This is a genomic window from Streptomyces sp. NPDC127068 (assembly GCF_042724695.1).
Taxonomy (GTDB): Bacteria; Actinomycetota; Actinomycetes; order Streptomycetales; family Streptomycetaceae; genus Streptomyces.
Window position 1 is genome coordinate 15,741 of record NZ_JBHXEN010000057.1, and the last position, 22,969, is coordinate 38,709.

The window sequence follows — 22,969 nt, forward strand, 5'->3', positions numbered from 1 at the left end:
GACCCGAACCGTAAGCGTGACGTGGCGCACGGTGCCGATGCACGGGGGGCGCACAGGGTCACCGATTCCACGAAGTGGACGTTTCGGCGCGCCGGTTGGGCTCGGACGGCGGTCAACGGACGGCGCACGGCACGTCCGGATAGCGGAGCCCCCACCCTGCATAGTGCGTTGAAGTGTTCAAGTCAAGGTCTGTCTTTTCTTCTGTAACTCCGATCGAATGACCGCACTTGTGACGCGCACACCGCGCGCGGCCCTCCCCGCTCCGGGAACCCCCCAACGGCCGCGGTACGCGGGGCGCAGGGGAGGACACCGTCACGTGAGCAGAAGAAGCAGGACGTTCAGGGTCGCCGCGGTGGCCGTGGCGTTCGCCGCGGCCACCGCCGCCTACTCCGGCCCGGCCCTGGCCGCTCCGGACTCCGGGGCCCCCGCTCCGGCCGCCGACCGGCACGACCCGGCCCCGGCGAAGGGCCACGTCGACCACGACCTCGAAGGCCCCTTCAGCGAGGCCCGGGCCGAACAGCGCGAGACCGCGCTGGAGCAGGTCCTCGCGGGTGGCGCGACCGTGCAGCAGCGCGGCGGCTCGAAGGTCGTCAAGCTCGACGACAAGAAGTACGTGGAGCTGGGCCGGGAGAAGACCGACAAGATCTTCACGATCCTGCTGGAGTTCGGCGACAAGGTCGACAGCACCACCCAGCACGACCCGGACGGCCCGAACGGCCCCAAGCCCCCCGTACTGAAGTACGGCGGCACGCCCGGCCCCGCGCACAACAAGATCCCCCAGCCGGACCGGGCGAAGGACAACTCGACGGCCTGGCAGGCGGACTACAACCGGGCCCACTTCCAGGACCTCTACTTCGGCACCGGCGTCGACGAGCAGGGCCGCAAGAAGGAGTCCCTGAAGACCTACTACGAGAAGGCGTCCTCGGGCCGCTACTCGGTGGAGGGTCACGTCTCCGACTGGGTCAAGGTCGATTACAACGAGGCCCGCTACGGCTCCAACTACTGCGGCTCCTCCAACTGCGTCAACGTCTGGGACGCGGTCCGCGACGGCGTCAACGCCTGGGTCCGCGACCAGAAGGCCGCCGGCCGCACCGACGCCCAGATCAAGCAGGACCTCTCCGCCTACGACCTCTGGGACCGGTACGACTTCGACCAGGACGGCAACTTCAACGAGCCCGACGGGTACATCGACCACTTCCAGCTGGTGCACGCGGGCGAGGACGAGTCCGCGGGCGGCGGCACCGAGGGCCCCAACGCCCTGTGGGCGCACCGCTGGTACGCGTACGGGAGCGACGCCGGGCGCACCGGCCCCGGCGACAACCGCGCCGGCGGCACCCAGATCGGCGAGACCGGCATCTGGGTCGGCGACTACACCGTGCAGCCGGAGAACGGCGGACTCGGCGTCTTCGCCCACGAGTACGGCCACGACCTCGGTCTGCCGGACCTCTACGACACCTCCGGCGGCGGCGAGAACTCCACCGGCTTCTGGTCGCTGATGTCCAGCGGTTCCTGGCTCGGCCGGGGCAAGGACGCCATCGGTGACCTGCCCGGCGACATGACCGCCTGGGACAAGCTCCAGCTCGGCTGGCTGGACTACGACCTCGCCCGCGCGGCCACCAAGTCCACGCACCGCCTCGGCGTCTCGGCGTACAACACCAAGAACCCGCAGGCGCTGATCGTGCAGCTGCCGACCAAGCCGGTCACCACCACCGTCACCAAGCCCGCCGAGGGCACCCGGCAGTGGTGGAGCGGCCAGGGCGACGACCTCCAGAACGCCCTGACCCGCTCGGTGGACCTCACCGGCCGCACCAAGGCCGAGCTGTCCCTCCAGGGCTGGTGGGACATCGAGGAGAACTACGACTACCTCTACGCCGAGGTCTCCACGGACGGCGGCGCCAACTGGACCGCGCTCGACGGCACCGCCGACGGCGGCCCGCTGGCCCGCGACGGCGCCGACCGCCCCGCGCTGAGCGGCGTCTCCGGCGGCCACAAGAAGCTCGCCTACTCCCTGGACGCGTACGCCGGCCAGCGCATCGACCTGCGCCTGCGGTACGCCACCGACGGCGGCACCGGCGGCCTCGGCTTCACCGGTGACGCGCTCACGGTCACCGCCGACGGCACGCCCGTCTTCTCGGACAACGCGGAGACGGACGCGGGCGGTTGGACCACCAAGGGCTTCTCGCGGATCGGCGAGTCCTTCACCAACCAGTACGAGCAGTACTACATCGCCGAGAACCGCCAGTACGTGTCGTACGACCAGACCCTGGAGGTCGGCCCGTACAACTTCGGCTTCTCCACCACCCGTCCGGACTGGGTGGAGCACTACAAGTACCAGAAGGGCCTGTTGGTCTGGCTCTGGGACACCTCCCAGAAGGACAACAACACCAGCCAGCACCACGGCCGGGGGCTGATCCTCCCGGTGGACGCCAGCCCGACCCCGCTGAAGTGGGCGAACGGCAACCTGATGCGCAACCGCATCCAGTCCTTCGACTCGACCTTCAGCACCCGCGGCTCGGCGGCGTTCACGCTGCACAACGCGGACGTCCCGACCAAGATCGCGGCACACCGCGGGGTCCCGGTCTTCGACGACCGCAAGGGCGGCTACTGGGACGCGGCGAACCCGACCGCCAGCGTCAAGGTCACTGACACCAATACCCGGATCAAGATCATCAAGCAGCCCCGGGACGGCTCGACGATCACCGTCCAGGTCGGACGATCTACCAGGTAGAAGGCGTCTTCGCAGGTCAAGCCATGATCGGCCGCCACCCTCTAGCGGGGTGGCGGCCGGCCGTGCTTAGGTGCGTCTGTACGGTCCTTATTGACACGATGTCTCACGGGGGTGTGACGATATGAGTGCGGGAGGCTTCTGCAGACTTCCGAACGGGAACGTGGTCGTGGCCCTGAACCTGCCGAGCCCGACCGCGGAGAACGCCCTGTCCGACACCGCGGACCGGGTCCGCGTACTGATCGTCGCCGGCAACCGGGCCCGCGCCCTCACCCGGCTCCGCAACCTCGGCCTGCGCTCCGTCTACCTGCGGGGCAACGTCGAACCGCCGACCCCCGACGAGATCACCGCGGTCCTCCACCACCCCGACGGACTGGTGTGGCGCACCGCCCCCGACGACTCGGCCGAACTGTGGCACCCGATCCGCAGCCTGCTGCGCCGCCCCCCGCTGGGCACCCACCCCGGGCTGACCGCCCGGGTGAAGGGCGAGTAGCGGCACCCGCTCCGGTGGCGGACGGCCCTCGGCGGTCCTACGGTCGACCGGGGGGCCCTGGCGAACCGCACCGAAAGGCCCGCAGTCATGGCTGACACGCCCTCGATCGTCCTCGTCCACGGATTCTGGGGTGGCGCCGCCCACTGGGGCAAGGTCATCCTCGAACTGAAGCGCCGCGGCCACACCGGGCTGCACGCCGTCGAGAACCCGCTGACCTCCCTGGCCGAGGACGCCGAACGCACCCGCAAGATGGTCAAGCAGATCGACGGCCCGGTCCTGCTGGTCGGCCACTCGTACGGCGGCGCCGTGATCACGGAGGCGGGCGACCTGCCGAACGTCACCGGCCTCGTCTACATCGCCGCCTTCGCCCCCGACGCGGGCGAGAGCCCCGGGCAGATCAGCCAGGACCTCCCGCCCGCCGCGTTCGAGAACATCGCCCCCGACTCCGACGGCTACCTCTGGGTGAAGCCCGAGAAGTACCGCGAGAGCTTCTGCCAGGACCTCGACGAGGACGAGGCGTTCGTCCTCGCCGTCACCCAGAAGGCACCGCTGGGCAGCACCTTCGGCGACACGATCACCGACCCCGCCTGGCGCCGGAAGCCCACCTGGTACCAGATCTCCACCCAGGACCGGATGATCAACCCGGAGAACGAGAAGAAGATGGCCCAGCGCATGTCCCCGCGCGGCATCATCGAGCTGGACGCCAGCCACGCCTCCCTGGCGTCCCGACCGGTCGAGGTGACCGACCTGATCGAGACCGCGGCCCGGGACTCCGGCTGAGGAGCCCGCGCGGCCGGCCCAGGAGTTCCTGCGGACGGCTCAGGAGTTCCTGAGGGCTCAGGAGCTCCTGAGGACGACGAGCCGCTGCGTCGCCCGGGTCATCGCGACGTAGCGGTCCACGGCCCCCGCGACGCCCTCGCCGAACGCCTCCGGATCGACGAGGACCACCAGGTCGAACTCCAGGCCCTTCGACGTCCCCGGAGTCAGTGACCGCACGCGGGGCCGCGGCCGGAACGAGGGGTCGCCGATCACGCACGCGACCCCCGCCCCGTCCGGATGCTCCGCGAGCCAGGCGTCGAGCACCGCATCCAGGTCCTCGACCGACCCGTGGACCACGGGCACGCCGTTGCTGCGCACGGAGGTCGGCACGTTGGCGTCCGGCAGCACGGACCGGATCACCTGCTCCGCCTCGGCCATGACCTCCTCGGGCGTCCGGTAGTTGATGCTCAGCGACGCCACCGTGACCCGGTCCAGCCCGATCCGCTCCAACCGCTGCTCCCACGACTCCTCGAACCCCTGCCGGGCCTGGGCACGGTCCCCGACCACGGTGAAGCTCCGCGACGGACAGCGCAGCAACAGCATCTGCCACTCGGCGTCGGTCAGCTCCTGGGCCTCGTCCACGACGACGTGCGCGAACGGGCCGACCAGGGGTTCCGGATCGGCGACGGGCAGCCCGCTCTCGTCGATCAGGCTGTCCTGGAGGTCCCTCCCGTGCAGCATGGTCACCGCGCCCTCCGCGTCGTCGTCGGCCGCCAACAGGCTGTCGATCACCGCGGACCTACGGGCCCGCTGGGCGGCCACCGAGGCGTCCCGCCGCAGCTTGCGCACCGACGCCCGCGGATCGCCCAGCCGCTGCCGGGCCGCGTCCAGCAACGGCAGGTCGGACACCGTCCACGCCTGCGCGTCCGCCCGCTGGAGCCGGCGCACCTCGGCGACGCTCAGGTGCGGGGCGCACTTGCGCAGATAGGCGGGCACCGTCCACAGGTCCCCGACCAGGTCACTCGCCTCGATCATCGGCCACGCCCGGTTCAGCGCCCCGAGCAGCTCCCGGTTCTGGAGCAGTGACCTGCGCAGCAGTTCGGGGGTGGCCTCGCTGGTGTCCTTGTCGATCAGGATCGTCAGCAGCTCCTCCCGGATCTGCGCGCGCGCCTCGTTGTGCGGGGTGCCCGGCTCCACCGCCTCGAACGCCGCCGCCCAGTCCTCGGCGCTCAGCCAGGTCTCGGACCAGTGGCTGGTGACCGTCATCCCCTTGGCGGGCGGCTCCTCGTAGAGCCTCACGGCCGGCTCGATCGCCCGCACCAGCTCCACGGACGACTTCAGCCGGGCCACCTCCGGGTCCTTCTCGACCGTCGCCGTCGCCCCCTCCGCGACCAGGTCACGCAGCGTGCAGGTCTGCACGCCCTCCTCACCGAGGCTCGGCAGGACGTCCGCGACGTACGCCAGGTACGGCTGGTGCGGGCCGACGAACAGCACCCCGCCCCGACGGTGCCCGAGCCGGGGGTCGGAGTAGAGCAGGTAGGCCGACCGGTGCAGGGCCACCACGGTCTTCCCCGTACCCGGACCCCCGTCCACCACCAGCGCACCGCGGGACCCCGCCCGGATGACGGCGTCCTGATCGGCCTGGATGGTGCCGAGCACGTCCCGCATCCGCTCCGACCGGTTGCTGCCCAGGCTGGCGATGAACGCGGACTGGTCGTCCAGCGCCGCGTGCCCCTCCAGCCCGTCCGCGGTGAACACCTCGTCCCAGTAGTCACCGATCCGGCCCCGGGTCCACCGGTAGCGGCGGCGGCTCACCAGGCCCATCGGACGGGCGTGGGTCGCCGCGAAGAACGGTTCGGCCGCGGGCGAGCGCCAGTCCAGCAGCAGCCGGTGCCCCGAGCTGTCGGTGAGACCGAGCCGCCCGACGTACACCGGCTCCGGGCTGTCCGCGGACACGAAGTGCCCCAGGCACAGGTCCAGGCCGAAGCGGCGCAGCCCGTGCAGGCGCCCGGTCAGCCGGTGGACCTCCGCGTCCCGGTCCATCGCGTCCCGCCCGACCCCGCCGGGTGCCCTGCGCTCCCGGTCGAGCAGCTCGGACACCTCGGCGATCGACTGTTCCAGGCTTTCCGCCATGGCCGCGAAATGCCGTTCGTCGCCGTCGATCAGTGCCGGGTCCGCCTTGGGGGAGAGGCGGTCGGGAAGGTCGAATGCGCTGGTGGTCAGGGGGTTCATGGCCTCGGTTTCGATCTGCGGTGTCGGATCGGGGTCCGATCAGGGGGTCCGATCAGAGGGGGGTGCTGGCGACCACGGCGCGCGCAGCAACGAGCCTAAGCGTTCGCTCCCCGGTCCAAGGACCCGGGCGCCCCCCGGACCCGTCCCGGTCCCGGGGGGGGGTACGGCTTCGGTCGGCGATTCTGCGGCACGACCGGGGCCTTGCCGCAAGCCCCCCACTGCGCTATACGTTGAACACGGAAAGCGCGCGAACATTCCCCTTTCCGCCCTCCCCCCACTCCACACACCCTGTGACGCTGCGCACGCCCCTACCGTGCTGCACGCGCCGGGCCGAGGTACGTCCCGACTCCGGCTCCCGAGCCCTAATCTGGCGCGGACCCCATGGACGCGGCGGCGTCGAGCCGCTGGACCGGAGAGGACCCGCTGTCATGGCCGACCCTGAAACGTCGAGATGGACCATCCGCAACGAGGACCGGGTGGAGGTGCCCGCCACGGTGGCGGGCATCCGCGAGGCCCTCTCCGACGAACAGCGCCGGCTCTTCGAAGAGGAGCTGGGCCGGGCCACGGTGGAGACGGTCGCCGACATCGTCCGGCACTGGATCCTCGACCTCGCCTCCGACCCCGAGGACGCCGAGGTGTTCGCCCACCTGGAGGCGGAGAACCGGGGCGCCGCGTGAGCCGTTACGAGATCGCCTATGCGCCCGTGGCTGAGGCAACGCTGAAGCAGTTGCCGTCGCACGCGCGGTTCCGGTCGCTGATGGAGAGCACCTTGGGACGCGACCCCTACGGACACGGCTCGCGGGCTGTTGACCGGGAGCGTGACCGTAGGGAAGCGACTGTCGCAGACGTCTTCATTCGCTACTACGTGGCACGGAACGTTCTGAAGGTCACGGTGGTGCGCATGGTTCCGTCGCCGTGATGAGCTTGTGGGCTGGGAGGACGGCACGCCGACGGTGCCCACAGTGGCAAGGTGTGGAACTGGTGCCGGACCGGGCGGGCATGGGACGCGGGGTGCTGCCGTGAGCGCAGTGTGCGGAGCACGACCGGGCAGAGTGGTGAGTCCTCGAACGGTGGCCACTCGCCGGCGCCGCTCCAGCGGTCCATGCACCGGGGGAACCCGCCGGGTGAACGGGTTCCCTGGGTCGGTTTCGGGCGGCGCGGTGTGCGCGTCGATCAACGCTTGCCGGATGACCGTCCGTCGCGGTTCCTTTCGTCGACGTAGCGTTCCGTCCAAGCTGCCGCAGCGCCGGTGCGCTTCGTGGTGGCGTTCAGCTCGCGGTGGAAGGTGTCGAGCAGCTTGCGTTGACGCCCGTTCGGCGGGGCGTGGCCTGCACCGGCCAGCGCGGCGGAGCCGGTGACGCAGGCCAGTTCCACGTCTCCCTGGCGGAGCTGGGAGAGGGCCAGTTGGGTGGTGTAGTACTGCCGGTTTCGCGCGTACTCCGGACGCAAGTGCGCGAGGGTGCGATGGAAGTACGCCTCGGCTTGCTCGTGCTCCCCGAGGTTGGCCAGTGCGAGGCCGGACAGGCCCTCCAGTTCGGCGCGGTCGAAGAACCCGGCCCATGCCTCGCGCGGAACGTCCGGTTCGGCCCGCTCGTAGGCCCGCGCGGCAACGTCCACCTGCCGTCGCGCGGCCGTTCCGTCACCGATCCGGGCCTGGGCTCCGGCGAGCCGAGCGGCTGCCAGGGACCGGTACGCGGGGTCCTGGCGGCAGGCAGTGGACGCCTGGCCCGCCTCGGACGCGGCCAGCGCGTCGCGGAGGTTGTCCGTCTGTACGGCGAGCATCGCGGCGTGCCCCCAGAGGCACAGTTGGATGTCCGGACTGCCGGAGAGCCCGGCCAGCCGAAGGGCCCGGTCCAGGTGCCGCTCGGCCCGCTCCAGGGCCCGTGCATCGATCGCGAACCAGAGTGCGGTGTCGGTGAAGACCGCGGCGAGGTAGTACAGCCGCTGGCGGACCCGCTGGCTGGCGATGCCGTTCTTCTGGAGTCCGAGGGCGAGGCGGGCGAAGCCGAGGGCGCGGGACTCCAGAGCGGTGCTGCCGCCACGGGTCTGGTCGGCGGTGGCGATCTGCTGGAAGGCCGCCTCCAGCCGCTGGGTGTCGGCCATGCCGATGCGGGTGGTCGAGGCGGAGGCGGGATCGGGCAGCGCGGTGGTGGCGGCGATCGTTCCGGTGGCGGTGGCGAACTGGCGGCGTTTCACGGACTCCTCCACTGATGCTTGGCGGTGTGCCGCTGTCCTGGGCGGCGGTCTCCGGAAGCCCAGCTCGGCAGCCGTACATCCGAATTCTTCCTCTAGAGCGCGCCGTTGTCTCGCGTGCGGCCACTTCGTCTTTCCGGTCAACCAGTTGCGGACGTGACGATCCTGAAGCGTTCCGAGTCTTCCGGTGAAGGAAGCGATGCGACGATTCAGCGCATCGGCCAGCTCGTGTTGCTTCAAGCCTTCGGCCTTCATCCGAGCGGCGAGCAAGACGTTCCACGTCATGTGCTCAAAGTAGCCGTTCATGTACCCAGGGTGCATCGAGTCCTGCGTAAAAATTACCGGTTCACGGTTGCCGAGGGCTACGCTTGATTGCCTGTCAGGTCAGCTTGATTGCTCGTTGGAATGCGCGCACCCACTACCGGGCCGCCGCTTTGTCGGCTCACGTCAGGAAGGGCAGTTATGGGCTGCCCCCTGCTCCGGCGTCCGCGGGCGGTCGTGCGGTCGGTCTCGGGCGGAGCGGTGTGTACGTCGATCAGCGCCTGCCGGATGGCTGCCCGTCGTGGTTCCGTTCGTCCGCATAGCGTTCCGCCCAGGAGGCAGCCGTTTCTGTGCCCTTCGCCTGAATAGCTAGTTCGTGACTGAACCTCTTCAGCAGCTTCCATTGGCGCCCGGTCAGTGGAGCGTCGTCGCGGCCGGGGAACACGGAGGATGCCGTCGTGTACGCCAGTTCCACGTCACCTTGGCGGATTTGGGAGAGGGCCAGATGCGAGGTGTAGTACTTCCGGTTGCGTTCATAGTCCGGACGCAAGTGCGCGAGGGCGCGGTGGAAGTGCGCCTCTGCCTGATCGTGTCGCCCAAGATCCGACATCGCGAGACCGGACAGCCCTTCCAGTTCCGAGCGATCATAGAAAGCCACCCAGGGAGCCCGAGACGTTTGCTGGTCGGCTTGCTCGAACGCTTGGGCGGCGACCGCCAGGCTGCGGCGGGCCTGGGTGCGCTCACCCATGCGGGCTTGCGAACTTGCCAAGCGGGCAGCCGTCAGCGAGCGGTACAACGGGTCCCGGCGGCACAACGGCGAGGCCTTGGCAGCCTCACATGCGGCGAGGGACTCGGAGAGGTTGCCTGTCTGGGTGGCCAGCATCGAGGCATGACCCCAGATCCGGAGTTGGATGTCGGGGTTGCCAGAGAGTCCGACCAGTCGGGTCGCGCGGTCAAGGTGTTGGTTGGCCCGTTCGGGCGCTTGATCCTCGATCGCCGCCCAAAGAGCGCTTCCCGTGAAGGCTGCGGCGAGGTAGTACATCCGCTGGCGCACATGCTGGCTGGCGGTGCTGTTCGCCTGGACATCGGTAACGAGCTTCGCGAAGCGGAGCGCGCGGGTCTCCAATCGAACGCCCCCGCCGCGCGCGTTGTCGGCAGCAACGATCTGATGGAAGGCCGATTCGAGTTGGTGGACATCGGCCATGCCGATGCGGGGTGTCGATGCGGTGGCAGTGCCGGTCAGAGTGGTGGCTGCGGCGATCGTTCCGGCCGAAGCGGCGAACTGGCGTCGTTTCACGGACTCCTCCACTGAGGCTTGGCGGCATGCCGCTGTCCTGGGCGGATGCCTGCGCAAGCCCAGCTCGACGGCCGTACATCCGACTTCTTCTTCGAGAGCGCGCCGTTATCTCGCGTGCAGCCGCTTCGTCTTTCCGTGTTCAAAGTAGCCGTCCATGTACCCAGGGTGCATCGGGCCCTGCGTAAAAACTGCCGGATTCCGGCTGCCGAGGGCTCCGCCTAATTGCCTGTCAGACCAGTTCACTTGCTCGTTGGAATGTGCGCACCCACTCCCGGGCCGCCGTCTCGCCGGCCCACGTCAGGAAGGGCGGTTATGGGCCGCACGCACCCACTGCCGGTGGACCATTCGGTGACCGGCGAATGGTCGATGAGCTTCACGATGACCCCGCGCGTCATCGGACTGATCCGCCGACAGTCCGCACGGGCGCTGGACCGGCTGGGCTGGCCGGGTGACCGGGACGCGGCCCTGCTCGTGGTGTCGGAGCTGACGACGAACGCGGTCGTCCACGCGGCCGTGCCCGGGCGGTTGCTGCGACTGCGGCTCGCCGCGCTGGCGGACGGTCGCCTCCTGGTGGACGTCAGTGACCCGGTCGCCCGGATGCCCGACCACGGCGAGCAGAACACCGAGCCCGACGAGGAAGGGGGCCGTGGGCTGCTACTCGTCCGCTGCTTCGCGCGGCTGTCGTGGCGGCCGGACGGGAACGGCAAGACAGTCCGCGCGCTGCTGTCCACGTGACCGGCGCACCACGAAGGAGCAGTACCCATGACGACGACCCGTTCCTGCGTCGACTGCAAGGGCCCCGTGCGCTGGTGGCACCACCCCTACGTACGACGGATCGACGCCCCCGGTCCGTACCACCTGCACCGATGGTGTGCGGAGGACTGGGCGATCGTGTGCGCCGGGTGCGTACGGGCGCGGATCTTCGACCTGCCCGAGCACGGCTGCCACGACGCCCGGCGGACGGTGCGGGCCCTGCTCCGGGGGGACCGCTGCACCTGCACCTGCCGCACCCCCTTGCTCCGGCGTCCGCGGGCATCCGGTCCTGATCAGCCGTGAATGATCTTGACTGCTGTGACGACGAGGGCGGGCGGTCCTGCGATGTAGTAGCGGACGATCGCGCCGGCGACGGTCGCCAGGCGCCGGTCCGGCTCTCGACCGGGGTTGGCCGGGGCGGACCCGTGCCCGTAGGGGTCCTTTGCCAGGGTCGTCTGCATCGCGGCGTCGAACCGGGCCCTGAATTGGTGGTTCATCTGCCGGTAGACCTTCTCCGCCTCGCCCGCGTAGGTGATTCGGTAGCGGCTCACCGCCCCTCCCCCCGGTCCTGATGGGCCGACCTCAGCTCGGCGACGAGGGCGTCCTCCTCGGACAGGTCCTCCGGCGGGTATCCCCAGCGGAGTGCGGCATAGGTCAGCTCGTGCCCCGGGGTGAGGACGATTTCCGCCTCGAACTCCGCCCGGCGGCCCTCGGCCAGTGCTTCCCGGATGCCGTCGATCGTCGCCGGGAACGTCTTCGAGCCGACGGGGAAGCCGGTGGACCACACCGCGGGTGCGATCTCTCCCGCCGCCTCGTTCAGCGGCGGATGGGTCGGGGCGACCGGTTTCCCGTCGCCGTCCCGCACTCCCGAGAAGTCGCCGCTGCGGAGCCGTCGCACGGTCGCAGTGTCCGACTCGGCCGCGCCCTGCGGCAGGGCCCAGTCGAGAATCACGTAGACGAGATGCTTCGCCGGGGTCCGGGCGACCACGGCGTCGAACTCCGCCGCCCGCTCCGGCGCCAGCGCCGCGCGGACGCCCCCGATGCTCGACGGGACCTCCACATGCGCGCCTGCCAGGGGGATGCTCCACACCGGCCCCATGTATGCCTCACTTCCATCCGCGAAGCCCCCCGCAGCCCCGAAGCGGCCACCGTAGAGCCCGGCCCGGGACAGGGAGATGGATACCGGGCGCTCACGACACGATCGAGTGACCGAGCCCGCCCGCCCCGGGCATCGCGTTGTCGTTGCCCATGACACGTCACCGACCGGGCGATGACCGCGCCGAAGACGCCTGCTTTGCTGGGAAGTTCGGGTGCCGAGCGGTGGGCTACCGTGGCGGACGTGCCTCGCTCGATTCTGATCCAAGACGGCCAGACGTCCCGGGACACCGGCTTCGTCTACATCTGCTCGGGCTACCTCGTGGAGGGTGGCCGAGTGCTGCTCGTGCACCACAACCGCTTCGACAAATGGGTGCCTCCGGGCGGCCACATCGAGCCCGGCGAGTCCTTCGCGGGGACGGCGGTGCGTGAGTTCGAGGAGGAGACCGGCTTGTCGGTGCAGGCCGTGTCGAGCCAGCCGGAGATCCACCCGGCCGACGCCAATGCCACGCCCGAGCCGGTGCCGTTCTACGTCGACACCGAGCGGGAGGGGTTCGTCACCCCGGCACTGGTCCAGTTCTTCTACGTCCGGCGACAGCCGGGCACCCGGGAACGAGTCGTGGCGGCGCAGCGCGAAGAGGTGCACGGTGCCGCCTGGTTCGGCCTGGAGGACCTCGCCGCCCTCAAGACCTTCGACCAGGTTCGATCCCTGGCGCGGTTCGCCCTGTTGAACTACCCGGTGATCGGGGAGCGTGCCACCTCGTAGGCGGCGGCCCATCGGCCCGCCGGACGAGCGACCGAGACCCCGCGGTAGGTACCGTCGAGCCCATGAACAGTGGTGAATTACCGTACGCCGCAGTCGACTTCGAGTTGCTGGTCGACCGGGTCGCGGAGACCGGCGAGCGGGTGACGCTCACCGAGGACGGGCGGCCGGTCGGCGTGCTGCTCCCGGCGGGGGAGTTGGCCGAGTTGGAGTACTGGGCGCGGCGGTACCTCGGTGTCCTGCCCCCGCCGGTCCGGGCGAAGGAGCGTCCGCCCGGACCGGCGCAGCACGGCCCGTACACGCAGTACGTGCACGGAAACGGCGAGCGGATGACGTTCACCCGGGGCCGGGTGGTGGTGGCCGAGTTGTACGCCGCCTGGTCCCTTGAGTGGCTGGAGGATCAAGCGGTGCAGGGCCGGCAGGGGTACATGGACCCGAAGCAGCTCGCGGCGTTCGAGGAGTTCCTGGCACGTCAGCCACCGGTGGGCGAGCCGTGAGGTGCCCGCCCCGGGGGCGTCAGGCGGTCACGACCGGCTTGCCGGTGAGCGTGACGCCCGCCTCGCGGAGGTCACCGAGCGCCCGCTCGGTGGTCTCTCCGGCGACGCCCGCCGTGAGGTCCAGCAGCACGTTCGCCCGGAAGCCCTCGCGCACCGCGTCCAGGGCGGTGGCGCGTACGCAGTGGTCGGTGGCGATGCCGACCACGTCCACCTCGGTGACCTCTCGGTCCCGCAGCCAGTCCGCCAGGGTGACGCCGTTCTCGTCGGCGCCCTCGAACCCGCTGTACGCGGCCGAGTACGCCCCCTTGTCGAACACGGCCTCCACCGCGCCGGAGGCGACCGCGGGGGCGAAGTTCGGGTGGAAGCCGACGCCTTCGGTCCCGGCGAGGCAGTGCACCGGCCAGGAGTTCACGTAGTCGGGCTGGTCCGAGAAGTGGTCGCCGGGCGCGATGTGGTGGTCGCGGGTGGCGACGACGTGCCGGTAACCGGCGGGCGCCTGGCCGATCAGCTCGGTGATGGCGGCGGCCACGTCGGCGCCTCCGGTGACGGCGAGGCTGCCGCCCTCGCAGAAGTCGTTCTGCACGTCTACGACGATCAGGGCGCGGCGCATGTCGAGGGTCCTTGTCGGGTCGGGGTGAGGGAGGGTGGTGCGGTCGGACGGACCGAGCGTAGGCACTTCGGCGTCGGACCGGGAGAGGGCACGACCTCCCTCGTCACACGGCTTTTGTGTAGTCGCACGTACCCCAAGGGTGGGGTCCGAATCCCGTCGCGGCGCTCATATGTACTCCGTTGGTATGACGGCCTCGCCGCGGGACAGCTGGGTCGCCGACAGCGGCAGTGCCGCACGGGCCGCGGAGTGCCGGTCGCGGACCACGTCCAGGGACTCGCGGGCGAGCACCGAGCCGCCCTTGATCAGCTCGACGAGCAGCTGCCGGTCGACCAGGTCGGCGGGTACCGGGCCGGTGCCGATCACCTCGGCCTCGGCGACCCCCTGGGCGTCGAGCCGTCGGGCGGCCCACTTGCGACCGCCGATGGAGGTCTTCCCGCCGGTGGAGCGCTTGGCGACCGGCACCAGCGGGGCCTTCGGGTCACCGGAGGCGGCGCGGGCGACCAGCTTGTAGACCATGGAGCAGGTCGGGTGCCCGGAGCCGGTGACCAGCTGCGTGCCCACCCCGTACGCGTCGACGGGGGCCGCCGCGAGCGAGGCGATGGCGTACTCGTCCAGGTCGGAGGTGACCACGATCTTCGTCCGGGTGGCCCCCAGCTCGTCGAGCTGCTGGCGGACCCGGTGGGCGACGAGGAGCAGGTCGCCCGAGTCGATCCGGACCGCGCCCAGCTCCGGTCCTGCGACGTCCACGGCGGCCTTCACGGCATCGGCCACGTCGTAGGTGTCGACCAGCAGGGTGGTGCCCGCGCCCAGCGAGTCGACCTGGGCGCGGAAGGCGTCGCGCTCGGTGTCGTGCAGCAGGGTGAAGGCGTGCGCGGAGGTGCCGACGGTCGGGATGCCGTACCGGAAGCCCGCGGCGAGGTCCGAGGTGGTGGCGAAGCCGCCGACGTACGCGGCCCGGGACGAGGCGACCGCCGCCAGTTCGTGGGTGCGCCGGGCGCCCATCTCGATCAGCGGCCGGTCGCCGGCGGCGGAGGCCATCCGGGAGGCCGCGGCGGCGATCGCCGAGTCGTGGTTCAGGATCGACAGGATGACCGTTTCCAGGAGCACGCACTCCGCGAACGAGCCCTCCACCCGCAGCAGCGGCGAGCCGGGGAAGTACACCTCGCCCTCGGGGTAGCCCCAGACGTCACCGGAGAAGCGGTAGTCCGCGAGCCAGGCGAGGGTCCGCTCGTCGACGACCCCGCGTTCCCGCAGGAAACCGATGACCGGCTCGTCGAAGCGGAAGTTCTCCACGGCGTCCAGCACCCGTCCGGTGCCGGCCACGACTCCGTAGCGGCGCCCCTCGGGGAGCCGTCGGGTGAAGACCTCGAAGACGGAGCGCCGGTCGGCGGTGCCCGCGGCGAGTGCCGCCTGGAGCATGGTCAGCTCGTAGTGGTCCGTGAAGAGCGCGGTCGACGGCACGTCCACCGGCAACCCGAGGTCCGCAGTGTTCATGACGATGATGCTACCCCCAATCTCGTCACTCTGACGATTTCAAAGCGGAAGCCCGTCGAGGCACCCGTGGGGCGGGCCGTTTGTGCGTACGGGCGCACCAAGTGGCAGCATGGGCGGTGTGACGGCTCCCGCTCCCCTAGAGATCGAGAAGACCGAGTCGGCGGAAGAGGTGTTCGCCGTACCGGAGCCGGACGTCCCGTGGATCACACTGGTCCACAACGACCCGGTCAACCTGATGAGCTACGTGACCTATGTCTTCCAGGCGTACTTCGGGTACTCGAAGGACAAGGCCACGAAACTGATGCTGGACGTCCACCACAAGGGCCGTGCCGTCGTCTCCAGCGGAAGCCGCGAGGAGATGGAGCGCGATGTGCAGGCCATGCACGGCTACGGACTGTGGGCCACGCTCCAGCAGGACCGGAAGTAGCGACTGACTCCATGCCAGGACACTTCGAACCGACCCCGGGTGGCGGCGCGGCCGTCACGCTCGACGAGGTCGAGATCTCCATCATCCGTTCGCTCGCGGTCCAGCTCCTGGAACTCGTCGGGCCCGGCCCCGGCGGGGACGCCCCGGCCGACCCGCTCGCCGAACTGTTCGCCGACGGCCCGACCGAGCCGCCCGCCGACCCGGTCCTGCGCCGCCTCTTCCCCGATGCGTACGGGGGTCCCGGCGAGGCCCCGACGCGGCCGGAGGAGGCCGCGGAACTCACCGAGCGCTCCTCGGAGTTCCGCCGGTTCACCGAGAACGACCTGCGGGCCCGCAAGCGGGAGGACGCCCTCGCGGTGATCCGCGCCCTGGACGCGCTCGCGACCGACGGCGACGGCGGGGCCGTGCTGCGGCTGACCGCGGACGACAGCCGTCGCTGGCTCGGCTCGCTCAACGACCTGCGGCTGGCGATCGCGGCGCGGCTGGAGATCTCCGACGAGGACGACGCCGATCTGCTCTACCGGCTGTCCGACGAGGACCCCCGCAAGCCGATGGTGATGGCCTACCTGTGGCTCGGAGGGCTCCAAGAAACCCTCGTCACCACCCTGATGCCGTAGTCGCCCCGCCCCGCCCCGCCCCTCCCCGCCCCCGATCACCGGTGCCCGTCGCCCGGGGTCGTCCCTGCCCGCCGGGGGCGCCCCCGCCGATCGGGGGGCTGGTGTTCGCTCAGAGGGCGCTCAAATCCGGATAACGAATCCGTCACCACCCCCACGGCCTTTGCCGGACGAGGGGTGTTTTCTCCCTTTCTTCCTGTGGCGTGCCCCACACGCGCCTCAGTCGATCTTCGCCGGTCGCGTGGTAGACCTTCCGCACTTGACGGGGCCCCACTCACCCGGCGAAAGGCACGGCACCATGACCTCGACCCAGGTCGGCAAGGACGGCGGCGACCTCCCCACTCCCCCCACCGGCGCGCACCCCCGGACGGACGGTCACGGGGAGGGTTACCAACGCGCGCTCGGCGCCCGACAGATCCAGATGATCGCCATCGGCGGCGCGATCGGCACCGGGCTCTTCCTCGGCGCGGGCAAGGCCATCTCCAAGGCCGGGCCCAGCCTGATCCTCGCGTACGCCATCGCGGGGCTCGTCATCTTCTTCATCATGCGGGCCCTCGGCGAACTCCTCATGTACCGACCGGTGTCGGGCTCCTTCGCCGAGTACGCCCGCGAGTTCGTCGGACCCTTCGCCGGTTTCGTGACCGGCTGGACGTACTGGCTGTTCTGGGTGGTCACCGGCATCACCGAGGTGACCGCGGCGGCGACCTACATGACGTACTGGTGGGACATCCCCCAGTGGCTGTCCGCGCTCGTCTTCACCGTGATCCTCTACGGGGCCAACCTGATCTCCGTGAAGCTCTTCGGGGAGCTGGAGTTCTGGTTCTCGATGATCAAGGTCACCGCGATCATCGGCATGATCCTCATCTGTGCCGGCATCCTGACCATCGGCTTCTCCGACGCCGGCGACACCGCGACCGTCGCCCACCTGTGGAACGAGGGCGGCTTCTTCCCCGAGGGCGTCGGCGGCACCCTGATGACCCTCCAGATCGTGATGTTCGCCTTCCTCGCCGTGGAACTGGTCGGCGTCACCGCGGGGGAGTCGAAGGACCCGGAGAAGAACCTCCCCAAGGCCATCAACACCGTTCCGTGGCGGATCGCCGTCTTCTACGTCGGCGCGCTGATCATGATCCTCTCGGTGGTGCCGTGGACCACCTTCCAGCCCGGCGTCAGCCCCTTCGTGGCCGCCTTCGAGGAGATGGGCTTCGCCCTCGGCGCCGCCGTCGTCAACTTCGTGGTGCTGACCGCCGCGCTCTCCTCCTGCAACTCCGGCATGTACTCCACCGGCCGCATGCTGCGCGACCTCGCCCTCAACAGCCAGGGCCCCGCGGTCTTCACCCGCCTCACCTCCCGCGGCACCCCGCTGATCGGCACGACGTTCTCCGCGGCGCTCATGCTGGTCGGCGTCTGGATCAACTACCGGTGGCCCGGCGAGGCGTTCACCTACGTGGTGTCGTTCGCGACCATCTCCGGCATGTGGGCCTGGATCATGATCCTGGTCAGCCAGATCCGCTACCGGGCCCGCGCCGACCGCGGTGAACTCCCGAGGTCGCCCTTCCGGGCCCCCGGCGCGCCGTTCACCAGCTGGTTCGCCCTGTCCTTCATCGGCATGGTGATCGTCATGATGGCCGTGGACGAGGACGCCAGGATCTCCCTCTACTGCGCCCCCGTCTGGGCGCTGCTGCTCGGCGTCTCGTTCCTCGTGCTGAAGCGGCGCAACCCCGACGCGGCGGCCTTCAGCCGGCAGAAACGGTCGTCGGACGCCGTGCCCAGCGACGCCCGCCACTGACCGGACCCCACCCCGCGTCCAGCATCCGGTCCCTCCCGTACCGCGATCCGGTACGGGAGGGACCCGCTGCTTATCCTGGGCCCATGCTGACCATCACCCAGGACCTGCGGGACCGCATAGTGGCCCACGCGCGCCAGGACCACCCCGACGAGGCGTGCGGAGTCGTCGCAGGACCCGCCGGCACGGGGCGGCCCGAGCGGTTCATCCCGATGCTCAACGCCGCCCGCTCGCCCACCTTCTACGAGTTCGACTCGGGCGATCTGCTCAAGCTCTACCGCGAGATGGACGACCGGGACGAGGAACCCGTGATCATCTACCACTCGCACACCGCGACCGAGGCGCGCCCCTCCCGCACCGACATCGCGTACGCGAACGAACCCGGCGCGCACTACGTCCTCGTCTCCACCGCCGACCAGGACGACGCCGGACCCTTCCAGTTCCGCTCGTTCCGCATCGTGGACGGCGAGGTCACCGAGGAGGAGGTCCGGGTCGTCGAGACCTACTGATCGGCGCCCCCGACCCCCGTCTGTCCACATCGCGGCCGGATTCCGTCCGCGATGTGGAATGACCCTCTGGGACTTGCGGGGGGAATCGATACGATGACCGCATGGTTCCCTCTGACGTGAGCGAGAAGACGCCGGGCACGCCGCTGCTCGTGGCGCGGCTGCACGTCGACCTGTGCCGGTCCGACAGTGCCATCTGTCCGTGCTGACCTCCGCCGCCGAGCGGCCCTGACGCACCGGCGGGAGCACCCGCGAACCCGCCGACCAGCGGCTTCGATCCCGGTCCGCCCGCCACCTCGCGCTCCGTCCGCCCGCCCCACCGCCGAGATCCGCTCGGTACGCCGCAACACCGTTTGCCCGATTCCCGACAGGAGCCCACGCCATGGCCATTGAGGTCCGCATCCCGACCATCCTCCGCACCTACACCAACGGGGAGAAGGCCGTCCAGGGCAGCGGGGACACCCTCGCCGCCCTCTTCGCCGACCTGGAGAGCCGGCACGCCGGCATCCACGACCGGGTGGTCGACAACGGCCAGCTGCGGCGCTTCGTGAACGTGTACCTCAACGACGAGGACGTGCGGTTCCTCGACGGCATCAACACCAAGCTCACCGACGGCGACAGCGTCACCATCCTGCCCGCCGTCGCCGGCGGGATGGCCTGACCGGCATGCGGTACGACTCCCCGCTCGCCGCGGTCGGCAACACGCCGCTCGTCCGCCTACCGCGGCTCTCGCCCGCCGAGAACGTACGGATCTGGGCGAAGCTGGAGGACCGCAACCCGACCGGCTCGATCAAGGACCGCCCCGCGCTCCACATGATCGAGCAGGCCGAGAAGGAGGGGAGGCTCACCGAGGGCTGCACGATCCTCGAACCCACCTCCGGCAACACCGGCATCTCGCTGGCGATGGCCGCCCGGCTCAAGGGCTACCGGATCGTCTGCGTGATGCCCGAGAACACCTCGCAGGAGCGGCGGGAGCTGCTCGCCATGTGGGGCGCGGAGATCATTCCGTCGCCCGCGGCGGGCGGCTCCAACACGGCCGTCCGGGTCGCCAAGGAACTCTCCGCGGCGAACCCGGACTGGGTCATGCTCTACCAGTACGGCAACCCCGGGAACGCGGGCGCGCACTACGCCACCACCGGGCCGGAGATCCTCGCCGACCTGCCGTCCATCACCCACTTCGTGGCGGGCCTCGGCACCACCGGCACCCTCATGGGCGTCGGCCGCTACCTGCGCGAGCACAAGCCGGACGTCAAGGTCGTCGCCGCGGAGCCGCGGTACGACGACCTCGTTTACGGGCTGCGCAACCTCGACGAGGGGTTCGTGCCCGAGCTGTACGACGCCTCCGTCCTCACCACCCGGTTCTCCGTCGGCTCCGCGGACGCGGTGACCCGGACCCGGGAGCTGCTCCAGCAGGAGGGCATCTTCGCGGGCGTCTCGACGGGGGCCGCGCTGCACGCGGCCATCGGGGTCGGTCGCAAGGCCCTCCAGGCGGGGGAGGACGCGGACGTCGTCTTCGTCGTCGCCGACGGGGGCTGGAAGTACCTCTCCACGGGGGTGTACACGGCTGCCACGACGGAGGAGGCCATCGAGCGGTTGCACGGCCAGCTCTGGGCCTGAGCGGTGGCCCGGCGGGGGTTCCCCGCCGGGCCGTGCTGTTCCCCGTGCGATGCGCTGCCCGTACGTTGTCCGGCTCGGGTGCGTCCACCTGAGGGTGCGCTGTCCCGTGCGGGTGCGCTGCTGATTTGCGCAGTTCCCCGCGCCCCTTCAGGTGCGATCTGCCGGGGGTGCGCTGTCCTGTGCGGGTGCGCTGTGGTGTTGCGCAGTTCCCCGCGCCCCTGTCTATCTGGGGGTTGTGGTGTTCTGTGACCTGCGGGGTGTGCATCCTCCGAAGCGCCCGAGATCAGGGGCGCGGGGAACTGCGCGAAACAGCAGCGCACCCGCACGGGACAGCGCACTCGCAGCGGATCGCACCCGATCAGGGGCGCGGGGAACTGCGCAAGACCACCACGCACCCGCACTGGGTAGCGCACCGCCAGGTGATCGCACCCGCACGGGACAGAGCCCGAATCGGTGATAGCGCGGGTGAGTTCGCCCACAACGGTCAGTGACGGGGGAGCGCCCACCCCTTTCGCGCTTTACGCTCGACAGACTCCACCCCTTCGGCCCCCCGCAGGGCCCGTCTTCCGTCAGCGCGGAGGTTCCAGCTCCCATGAAGCTCACCGTCGTCGGCTGCTCGGGGTCGTTTCCGTCCGTGGACTCGGCCTGTTCGAGCTACCTCGTCGAGGCCGACGGCTTCCGGCTGCTCCTCGACATGGGCAACGGCGCCCTCGGCGAGTTGCAGCGCCACTGCGGTCTCTACGACCTCGACGCCATCTTCCTCAGCCATCTGCACGCCGACCACTGCATCGACATGTGCGGGTACTTCGTCGCCCGCTACTACCGCCACGAAGGCGGACGCTGCGACCCCGTCCCCGTGTACGGCCCCGAGGGCACCGAACACCGGCTCACCACCGCGTACGCGGACACCCCCTCGGCCTCCTCGATGAGCGAGGTCTTCGACTTCCACACGGTCAAGCCCGGCACCTTCGACATCGGCCCCTTCACGGTGCGCACCGAACGCGTCGCGCACCCCGTGGAGGCGTACGGCATCCGCGTCGAACACGGGGGCCGCGCCCTCACGTACTCGGGGGACACCGGCGTCTGCGAGCCGCTGCACGAACTCGCCGCGGGCACCGACCTGTTCCTGTGCGAGGCCGCGTTCACCGCCGGCAAGGAGAACATCCCCGACCTGCACCTGAACGGGCGCGAGGCCGGGGCGGTGGCCCGCCGGGCCGACGTGGGGCGGCTGCTGCTCACCCACATCCCGCCGTGGACCGACCCCCAGGTCAACCTGCTGGACGCCCGTGAGGTCTTCGAGGGCCCCACGGAACTCGCCGTCCCGGGCGCCACGTACGCGGTCTGAGCAGCGCACCGGGGGTGCCGCGCCCGACGGGCACGGCACCCCCGCCGGCACCCCTACTTCACGTTCTCGCGGTCCTCCGCCTCCGACTCCTCCTCCGGCTCCCGGCCCGGGGTCTGGAGGTTGAACTTGATGATGGCGAACCGGAAGACCGCGTAGTACACGACGGCGAAGGCCAGCCCGATCGGGATGATCAGCCACGGTTTGGTGGCGAGACTCCAGTTGATGACGTAGTCGATCAGGCCGGCCGAGAAGCTGAACCCGTCCTTGACGCCCAGCGCCCAGCTCACCGCCATCGAGACGCCGGTGAGCACCGCGTGGATCGCGTACAGCAGCGGTGCGACGAACAGGAACGAGTACTCGATCGGCTCCGTGATGCCGGTGACGAACGAGGTCAGCGCCACCGACAGCATCAACCCGCCGACGATCTTGCGGCGCTCGGGCCGTGCGCAGTGGGTGATCGCGAGGGCCGCCGCCGGCAGGGCGAACATCATGATCGGGAAGAAGCCCGTGGTGAACTGCCCGGCCGTCGGGTCGCCGGCGAGGAACCGGTTGATGTCACCGTGCACGACCGTGCCGTCCGGCTTGGTGTAGTCGCCGAACTGGAACCAGACGAACGTGTTGAGGAACTGGTGCAGCCCCACCGTCAGCAGCGCCCGGTTCGCCACGCCGAAGATGCCGGAGCCCCAGGAGCCGAGGTCCACGAGCCATTCCGAGAAGCTGGTGAGCGCGTCACCGATCGGCGGCCACACCCAGACGCACAGCGCGGCGAAGAGCAACCCGATGAACGCCATGATGATCGGGACGAGCCGCCGCCCGTTGAAGAAGCCCAACCAGTCGACCAGCTTGGTCCGGTGGAACCGCTGCCAGACGTACGCCGTGACCAGGCCCATGACGATGCCGCCGAAGACCCCCGGATTCTGGTACGAGGCCTGGGCCGAGGTGCCGTCCTCGGCGACGCACAGCCCGCTCCAGGTGCCCGCCCCCTCGAAGTCGGCGCCCGGCGCGCAGCTCTCCGGGAACGCGCGGAGGATCGCGTAGTACACCAGGAAACCGGCGACCGCGGCCAGCGCGGTGGAACCGTCCGACTTCTTCGCCATGCCGATGGCGACACCGATGCAGAACAGCAGGGGCAGGCCCAGCGAGGAGTCCAGCAGGGCGCCGCCCGCCGCCGCGAACACCGTCGCGACATCCGTCCAGCCCAGTCCCTCGGTGCCGAAGACGTCGGGCTGGCCGAGCCGGTTGAGGATGCCCGCGGCAGGCAGGACGGCGATGGGCAGCTGAAGGCTGCGCCCCATCTTCTGCAACCCCTGGAACAGGGTGTTCCACCGTGAGCGGGCGGGTGCTGCCGCGCTGTCCGCGCTCATGGGCGACCTCCTGGGATGACGTACGCCACCCGGTCGGGTGGCGCGTCGTGATCGTCATCCTTCGCCAAGGCGGCGGTCACCGCTCGCGAAGTTGGGCCAACAGTGGGTTAACGTGACAAAGCAGTCATCAGTGGCGCCAGG

26 protein-coding genes are annotated in these 22,969 nt (G+C 70.2%); 18 read left to right on the forward strand and 8 right to left on the reverse strand.

The features are described 5' to 3' along the window. The first annotated feature begins 316 nt into the window (after positions 1-316). The 3 genes from ACFWIA_RS28925 (at position 317) to ACFWIA_RS28935 (ending at position 3,998) form a co-directional block, all read left to right on the forward strand. On the forward strand, positions 317-2,728 hold the full coding sequence (locus tag ACFWIA_RS28925) for an immune inhibitor A domain-containing protein (RefSeq protein WP_387010112.1): 2,412 nt from the start codon (positions 317-319) through the stop codon (positions 2,726-2,728). A 121-nt stretch (positions 2,729-2,849) separates the two neighbouring features. Beyond that, positions 2,850-3,218, forward strand: coding sequence for a hypothetical protein (locus ACFWIA_RS28930; RefSeq protein WP_387010114.1), 369 nt, complete (start codon positions 2,850-2,852; stop codon positions 3,216-3,218). Positions 3,219-3,305: 87 nt separating this feature from the next. Next, positions 3,306-3,998 carry an alpha/beta hydrolase gene (locus ACFWIA_RS28935; protein ID WP_385486930.1) on the forward strand — a complete coding sequence of 231 codons (693 nt, stop codon included), beginning with the start codon at positions 3,306-3,308 and terminating at the stop codon, positions 3,996-3,998. A gap of 57 nt (positions 3,999-4,055) precedes the next feature. Here ACFWIA_RS28935 and helR read toward each other — a convergent pair whose 3' ends face one another. Further along, positions 4,056-6,209, reverse strand: coding sequence for an RNA polymerase recycling motor ATPase HelR (gene helR / locus ACFWIA_RS28940; protein ID WP_387010116.1), 2,154 nt, complete (start codon positions 6,207-6,209; stop codon positions 4,056-4,058). Positions 6,210-6,637: 428 nt separating this feature from the next. On the opposite strand from helR, the gene ACFWIA_RS28945 reads away from it, so the two are divergent. Together ACFWIA_RS28945 and ACFWIA_RS28950 are read left to right on the forward strand one after the other, a co-directional pair. Further along, a complete protein-coding gene (locus tag ACFWIA_RS28945; RefSeq protein ID WP_387010118.1) occupies positions 6,638-6,886 on the forward strand; it encodes a hypothetical protein in 249 nt (82 codons plus the stop codon). Next, positions 6,883-7,128: a hypothetical protein gene (locus ACFWIA_RS28950; protein ID WP_387010120.1), complete on the forward strand. Its 246-nt coding sequence runs from the start codon at positions 6,883-6,885 to the stop codon at positions 7,126-7,128. Before ACFWIA_RS28945 ends, ACFWIA_RS28950 begins: the two co-directional genes overlap by 4 nt. A 254-nt stretch (positions 7,129-7,382) precedes the next feature. Here ACFWIA_RS28950 and ACFWIA_RS28955 read toward each other — a convergent pair whose 3' ends face one another. Further along, the gene (locus tag ACFWIA_RS28955) at positions 7,383-8,405 is read right to left on the reverse strand and encodes an XRE family transcriptional regulator (protein ID WP_387010122.1); all 1,023 of its coding nucleotides are present in this window, start codon (positions 8,403-8,405) and stop codon (positions 7,383-7,385) included. A 153-nt stretch (positions 8,406-8,558) separates the two neighbouring features. Between ACFWIA_RS28955 and ACFWIA_RS28960 the strand changes: the two genes are divergently transcribed. Next, entirely contained in the window at positions 8,559-8,774 is a 216-nt protein-coding gene (locus tag ACFWIA_RS28960; protein WP_387010124.1) for a hypothetical protein, read from the forward strand. A gap of 163 nt (positions 8,775-8,937) precedes the next feature. Here the strand turns inward: ACFWIA_RS28960 and ACFWIA_RS28965 are convergent, their stop codons facing one another. Further along, entirely contained in the window at positions 8,938-9,960 is a 1,023-nt protein-coding gene (locus ACFWIA_RS28965) for a hypothetical protein (protein WP_387010126.1), read from the reverse strand. Positions 9,961-10,296: 336 nt separating this feature from the next. Here ACFWIA_RS28965 and ACFWIA_RS28970 point away from each other — a divergent pair, with 336 nt between their 5' ends. Together ACFWIA_RS28970 and ACFWIA_RS28975 are read left to right on the forward strand one after the other, a co-directional pair. Continuing rightward, positions 10,297-10,695, forward strand: coding sequence for an ATP-binding protein (locus ACFWIA_RS28970; RefSeq protein WP_387010128.1), 399 nt, complete (start codon positions 10,297-10,299; stop codon positions 10,693-10,695). Positions 10,696-10,722: 27 nt separating this feature from the next. Further along, a complete protein-coding gene (locus ACFWIA_RS28975) occupies positions 10,723-11,016 on the forward strand; it encodes a hypothetical protein (RefSeq protein ID WP_387010129.1) in 294 nt (97 codons plus the stop codon). Here the strand turns inward: ACFWIA_RS28975 and ACFWIA_RS28980 are convergent. Together ACFWIA_RS28980 and ACFWIA_RS28985 are read right to left on the reverse strand one after the other, a co-directional pair. Continuing rightward, positions 11,007-11,264, reverse strand: coding sequence for a hypothetical protein (locus ACFWIA_RS28980; protein WP_387010131.1), 258 nt, complete (start codon positions 11,262-11,264; stop codon positions 11,007-11,009). The genes ACFWIA_RS28975 and ACFWIA_RS28980 overlap by 10 nt on opposite strands. Next, a complete protein-coding gene (locus tag ACFWIA_RS28985; RefSeq protein ID WP_387010133.1) occupies positions 11,261-11,803 on the reverse strand; it encodes a hypothetical protein in 543 nt (180 codons plus the stop codon). Before ACFWIA_RS28985 ends, ACFWIA_RS28980 begins: the two co-directional genes overlap by 4 nt. A 249-nt stretch (positions 11,804-12,052) precedes the next feature. Between ACFWIA_RS28985 and ACFWIA_RS28990 the strand changes: the two genes are divergently transcribed. Further along, positions 12,053-12,574: an NUDIX hydrolase gene (locus tag ACFWIA_RS28990; RefSeq protein WP_387010134.1), complete on the forward strand. Its 522-nt coding sequence runs from the start codon at positions 12,053-12,055 to the stop codon at positions 12,572-12,574. Between the two features lie 62 nt (positions 12,575-12,636). Then, positions 12,637-13,068 (forward strand): type II toxin-antitoxin system prevent-host-death family antitoxin, encoded by a 432-nt coding sequence (locus tag ACFWIA_RS28995; RefSeq protein WP_387010136.1) that lies wholly within the window; start codon positions 12,637-12,639, stop codon positions 13,066-13,068. A 19-nt stretch (positions 13,069-13,087) separates the two neighbouring features. Here ACFWIA_RS28995 and ACFWIA_RS29000 read toward each other — a convergent pair whose 3' ends face one another. Further along, complete coding sequence (locus ACFWIA_RS29000) at positions 13,088-13,678, reverse strand: isochorismatase family protein (RefSeq protein WP_387010138.1); 591 nt, start codon at positions 13,676-13,678, stop codon at positions 13,088-13,090. A 165-nt stretch (positions 13,679-13,843) separates the two neighbouring features. Next, positions 13,844-15,172: a nicotinate phosphoribosyltransferase gene (locus tag ACFWIA_RS29005; protein ID WP_387010140.1), complete on the reverse strand. Its 1,329-nt coding sequence runs from the start codon at positions 15,170-15,172 to the stop codon at positions 13,844-13,846. 109 nt (positions 15,173-15,281) lie between these two features. Between ACFWIA_RS29005 and clpS the strand changes: the two genes are divergently transcribed. The 8 genes from clpS (at position 15,282) to ACFWIA_RS29045 (ending at position 21,464) form a co-directional block, all read left to right on the forward strand. Next, a complete protein-coding gene (gene clpS, locus ACFWIA_RS29010; protein ID WP_387010142.1) occupies positions 15,282-15,599 on the forward strand; it encodes an ATP-dependent Clp protease adapter ClpS in 318 nt (105 codons plus the stop codon). An 11-nt stretch (positions 15,600-15,610) separates the two neighbouring features. Continuing rightward, complete coding sequence (locus ACFWIA_RS29015) at positions 15,611-16,216, forward strand: DUF2017 domain-containing protein (protein WP_387010144.1); 606 nt, start codon at positions 15,611-15,613, stop codon at positions 16,214-16,216. Between the two features lie 295 nt (positions 16,217-16,511). Further along, entirely contained in the window at positions 16,512-17,999 is a 1,488-nt protein-coding gene (locus tag ACFWIA_RS29020; protein ID WP_387010146.1) for an amino acid permease, read from the forward strand. An 83-nt stretch (positions 18,000-18,082) separates the two neighbouring features. Then, positions 18,083-18,505: a Mov34/MPN/PAD-1 family protein gene (locus ACFWIA_RS29025; RefSeq protein WP_387010148.1), complete on the forward strand. Its 423-nt coding sequence runs from the start codon at positions 18,083-18,085 to the stop codon at positions 18,503-18,505. A gap of 101 nt (positions 18,506-18,606) precedes the next feature. Further along, positions 18,607-18,711, forward strand: coding sequence for a putative leader peptide (locus tag ACFWIA_RS29030; protein ID WP_385486962.1), 105 nt, complete (start codon positions 18,607-18,609; stop codon positions 18,709-18,711). A 173-nt stretch (positions 18,712-18,884) separates the two neighbouring features. Then, positions 18,885-19,163, forward strand: a complete 279-nt coding sequence (locus ACFWIA_RS29035; protein WP_385486964.1) for a MoaD/ThiS family protein — start codon at positions 18,885-18,887, stop codon at positions 19,161-19,163. 5 nt (positions 19,164-19,168) lie between these two features. Continuing rightward, positions 19,169-20,119: a PLP-dependent cysteine synthase family protein gene (locus ACFWIA_RS29040; RefSeq protein WP_387010150.1), complete on the forward strand. Its 951-nt coding sequence runs from the start codon at positions 19,169-19,171 to the stop codon at positions 20,117-20,119. Between the two features lie 592 nt (positions 20,120-20,711). Beyond that, positions 20,712-21,464 carry an MBL fold metallo-hydrolase gene (locus tag ACFWIA_RS29045; protein WP_387010152.1) on the forward strand — a complete coding sequence of 251 codons (753 nt, stop codon included), beginning with the start codon at positions 20,712-20,714 and terminating at the stop codon, positions 21,462-21,464. 53 nt (positions 21,465-21,517) lie between these two features. Here ACFWIA_RS29045 and ACFWIA_RS29050 read toward each other — a convergent pair whose 3' ends face one another. Continuing rightward, positions 21,518-22,828 carry a PTS transporter subunit EIIC gene (locus ACFWIA_RS29050; RefSeq protein WP_387010154.1) on the reverse strand — a complete coding sequence of 437 codons (1,311 nt, stop codon included), beginning with the start codon at positions 22,826-22,828 and terminating at the stop codon, positions 21,518-21,520. Positions 22,829-22,969: the final 141 nt, after the last annotated feature.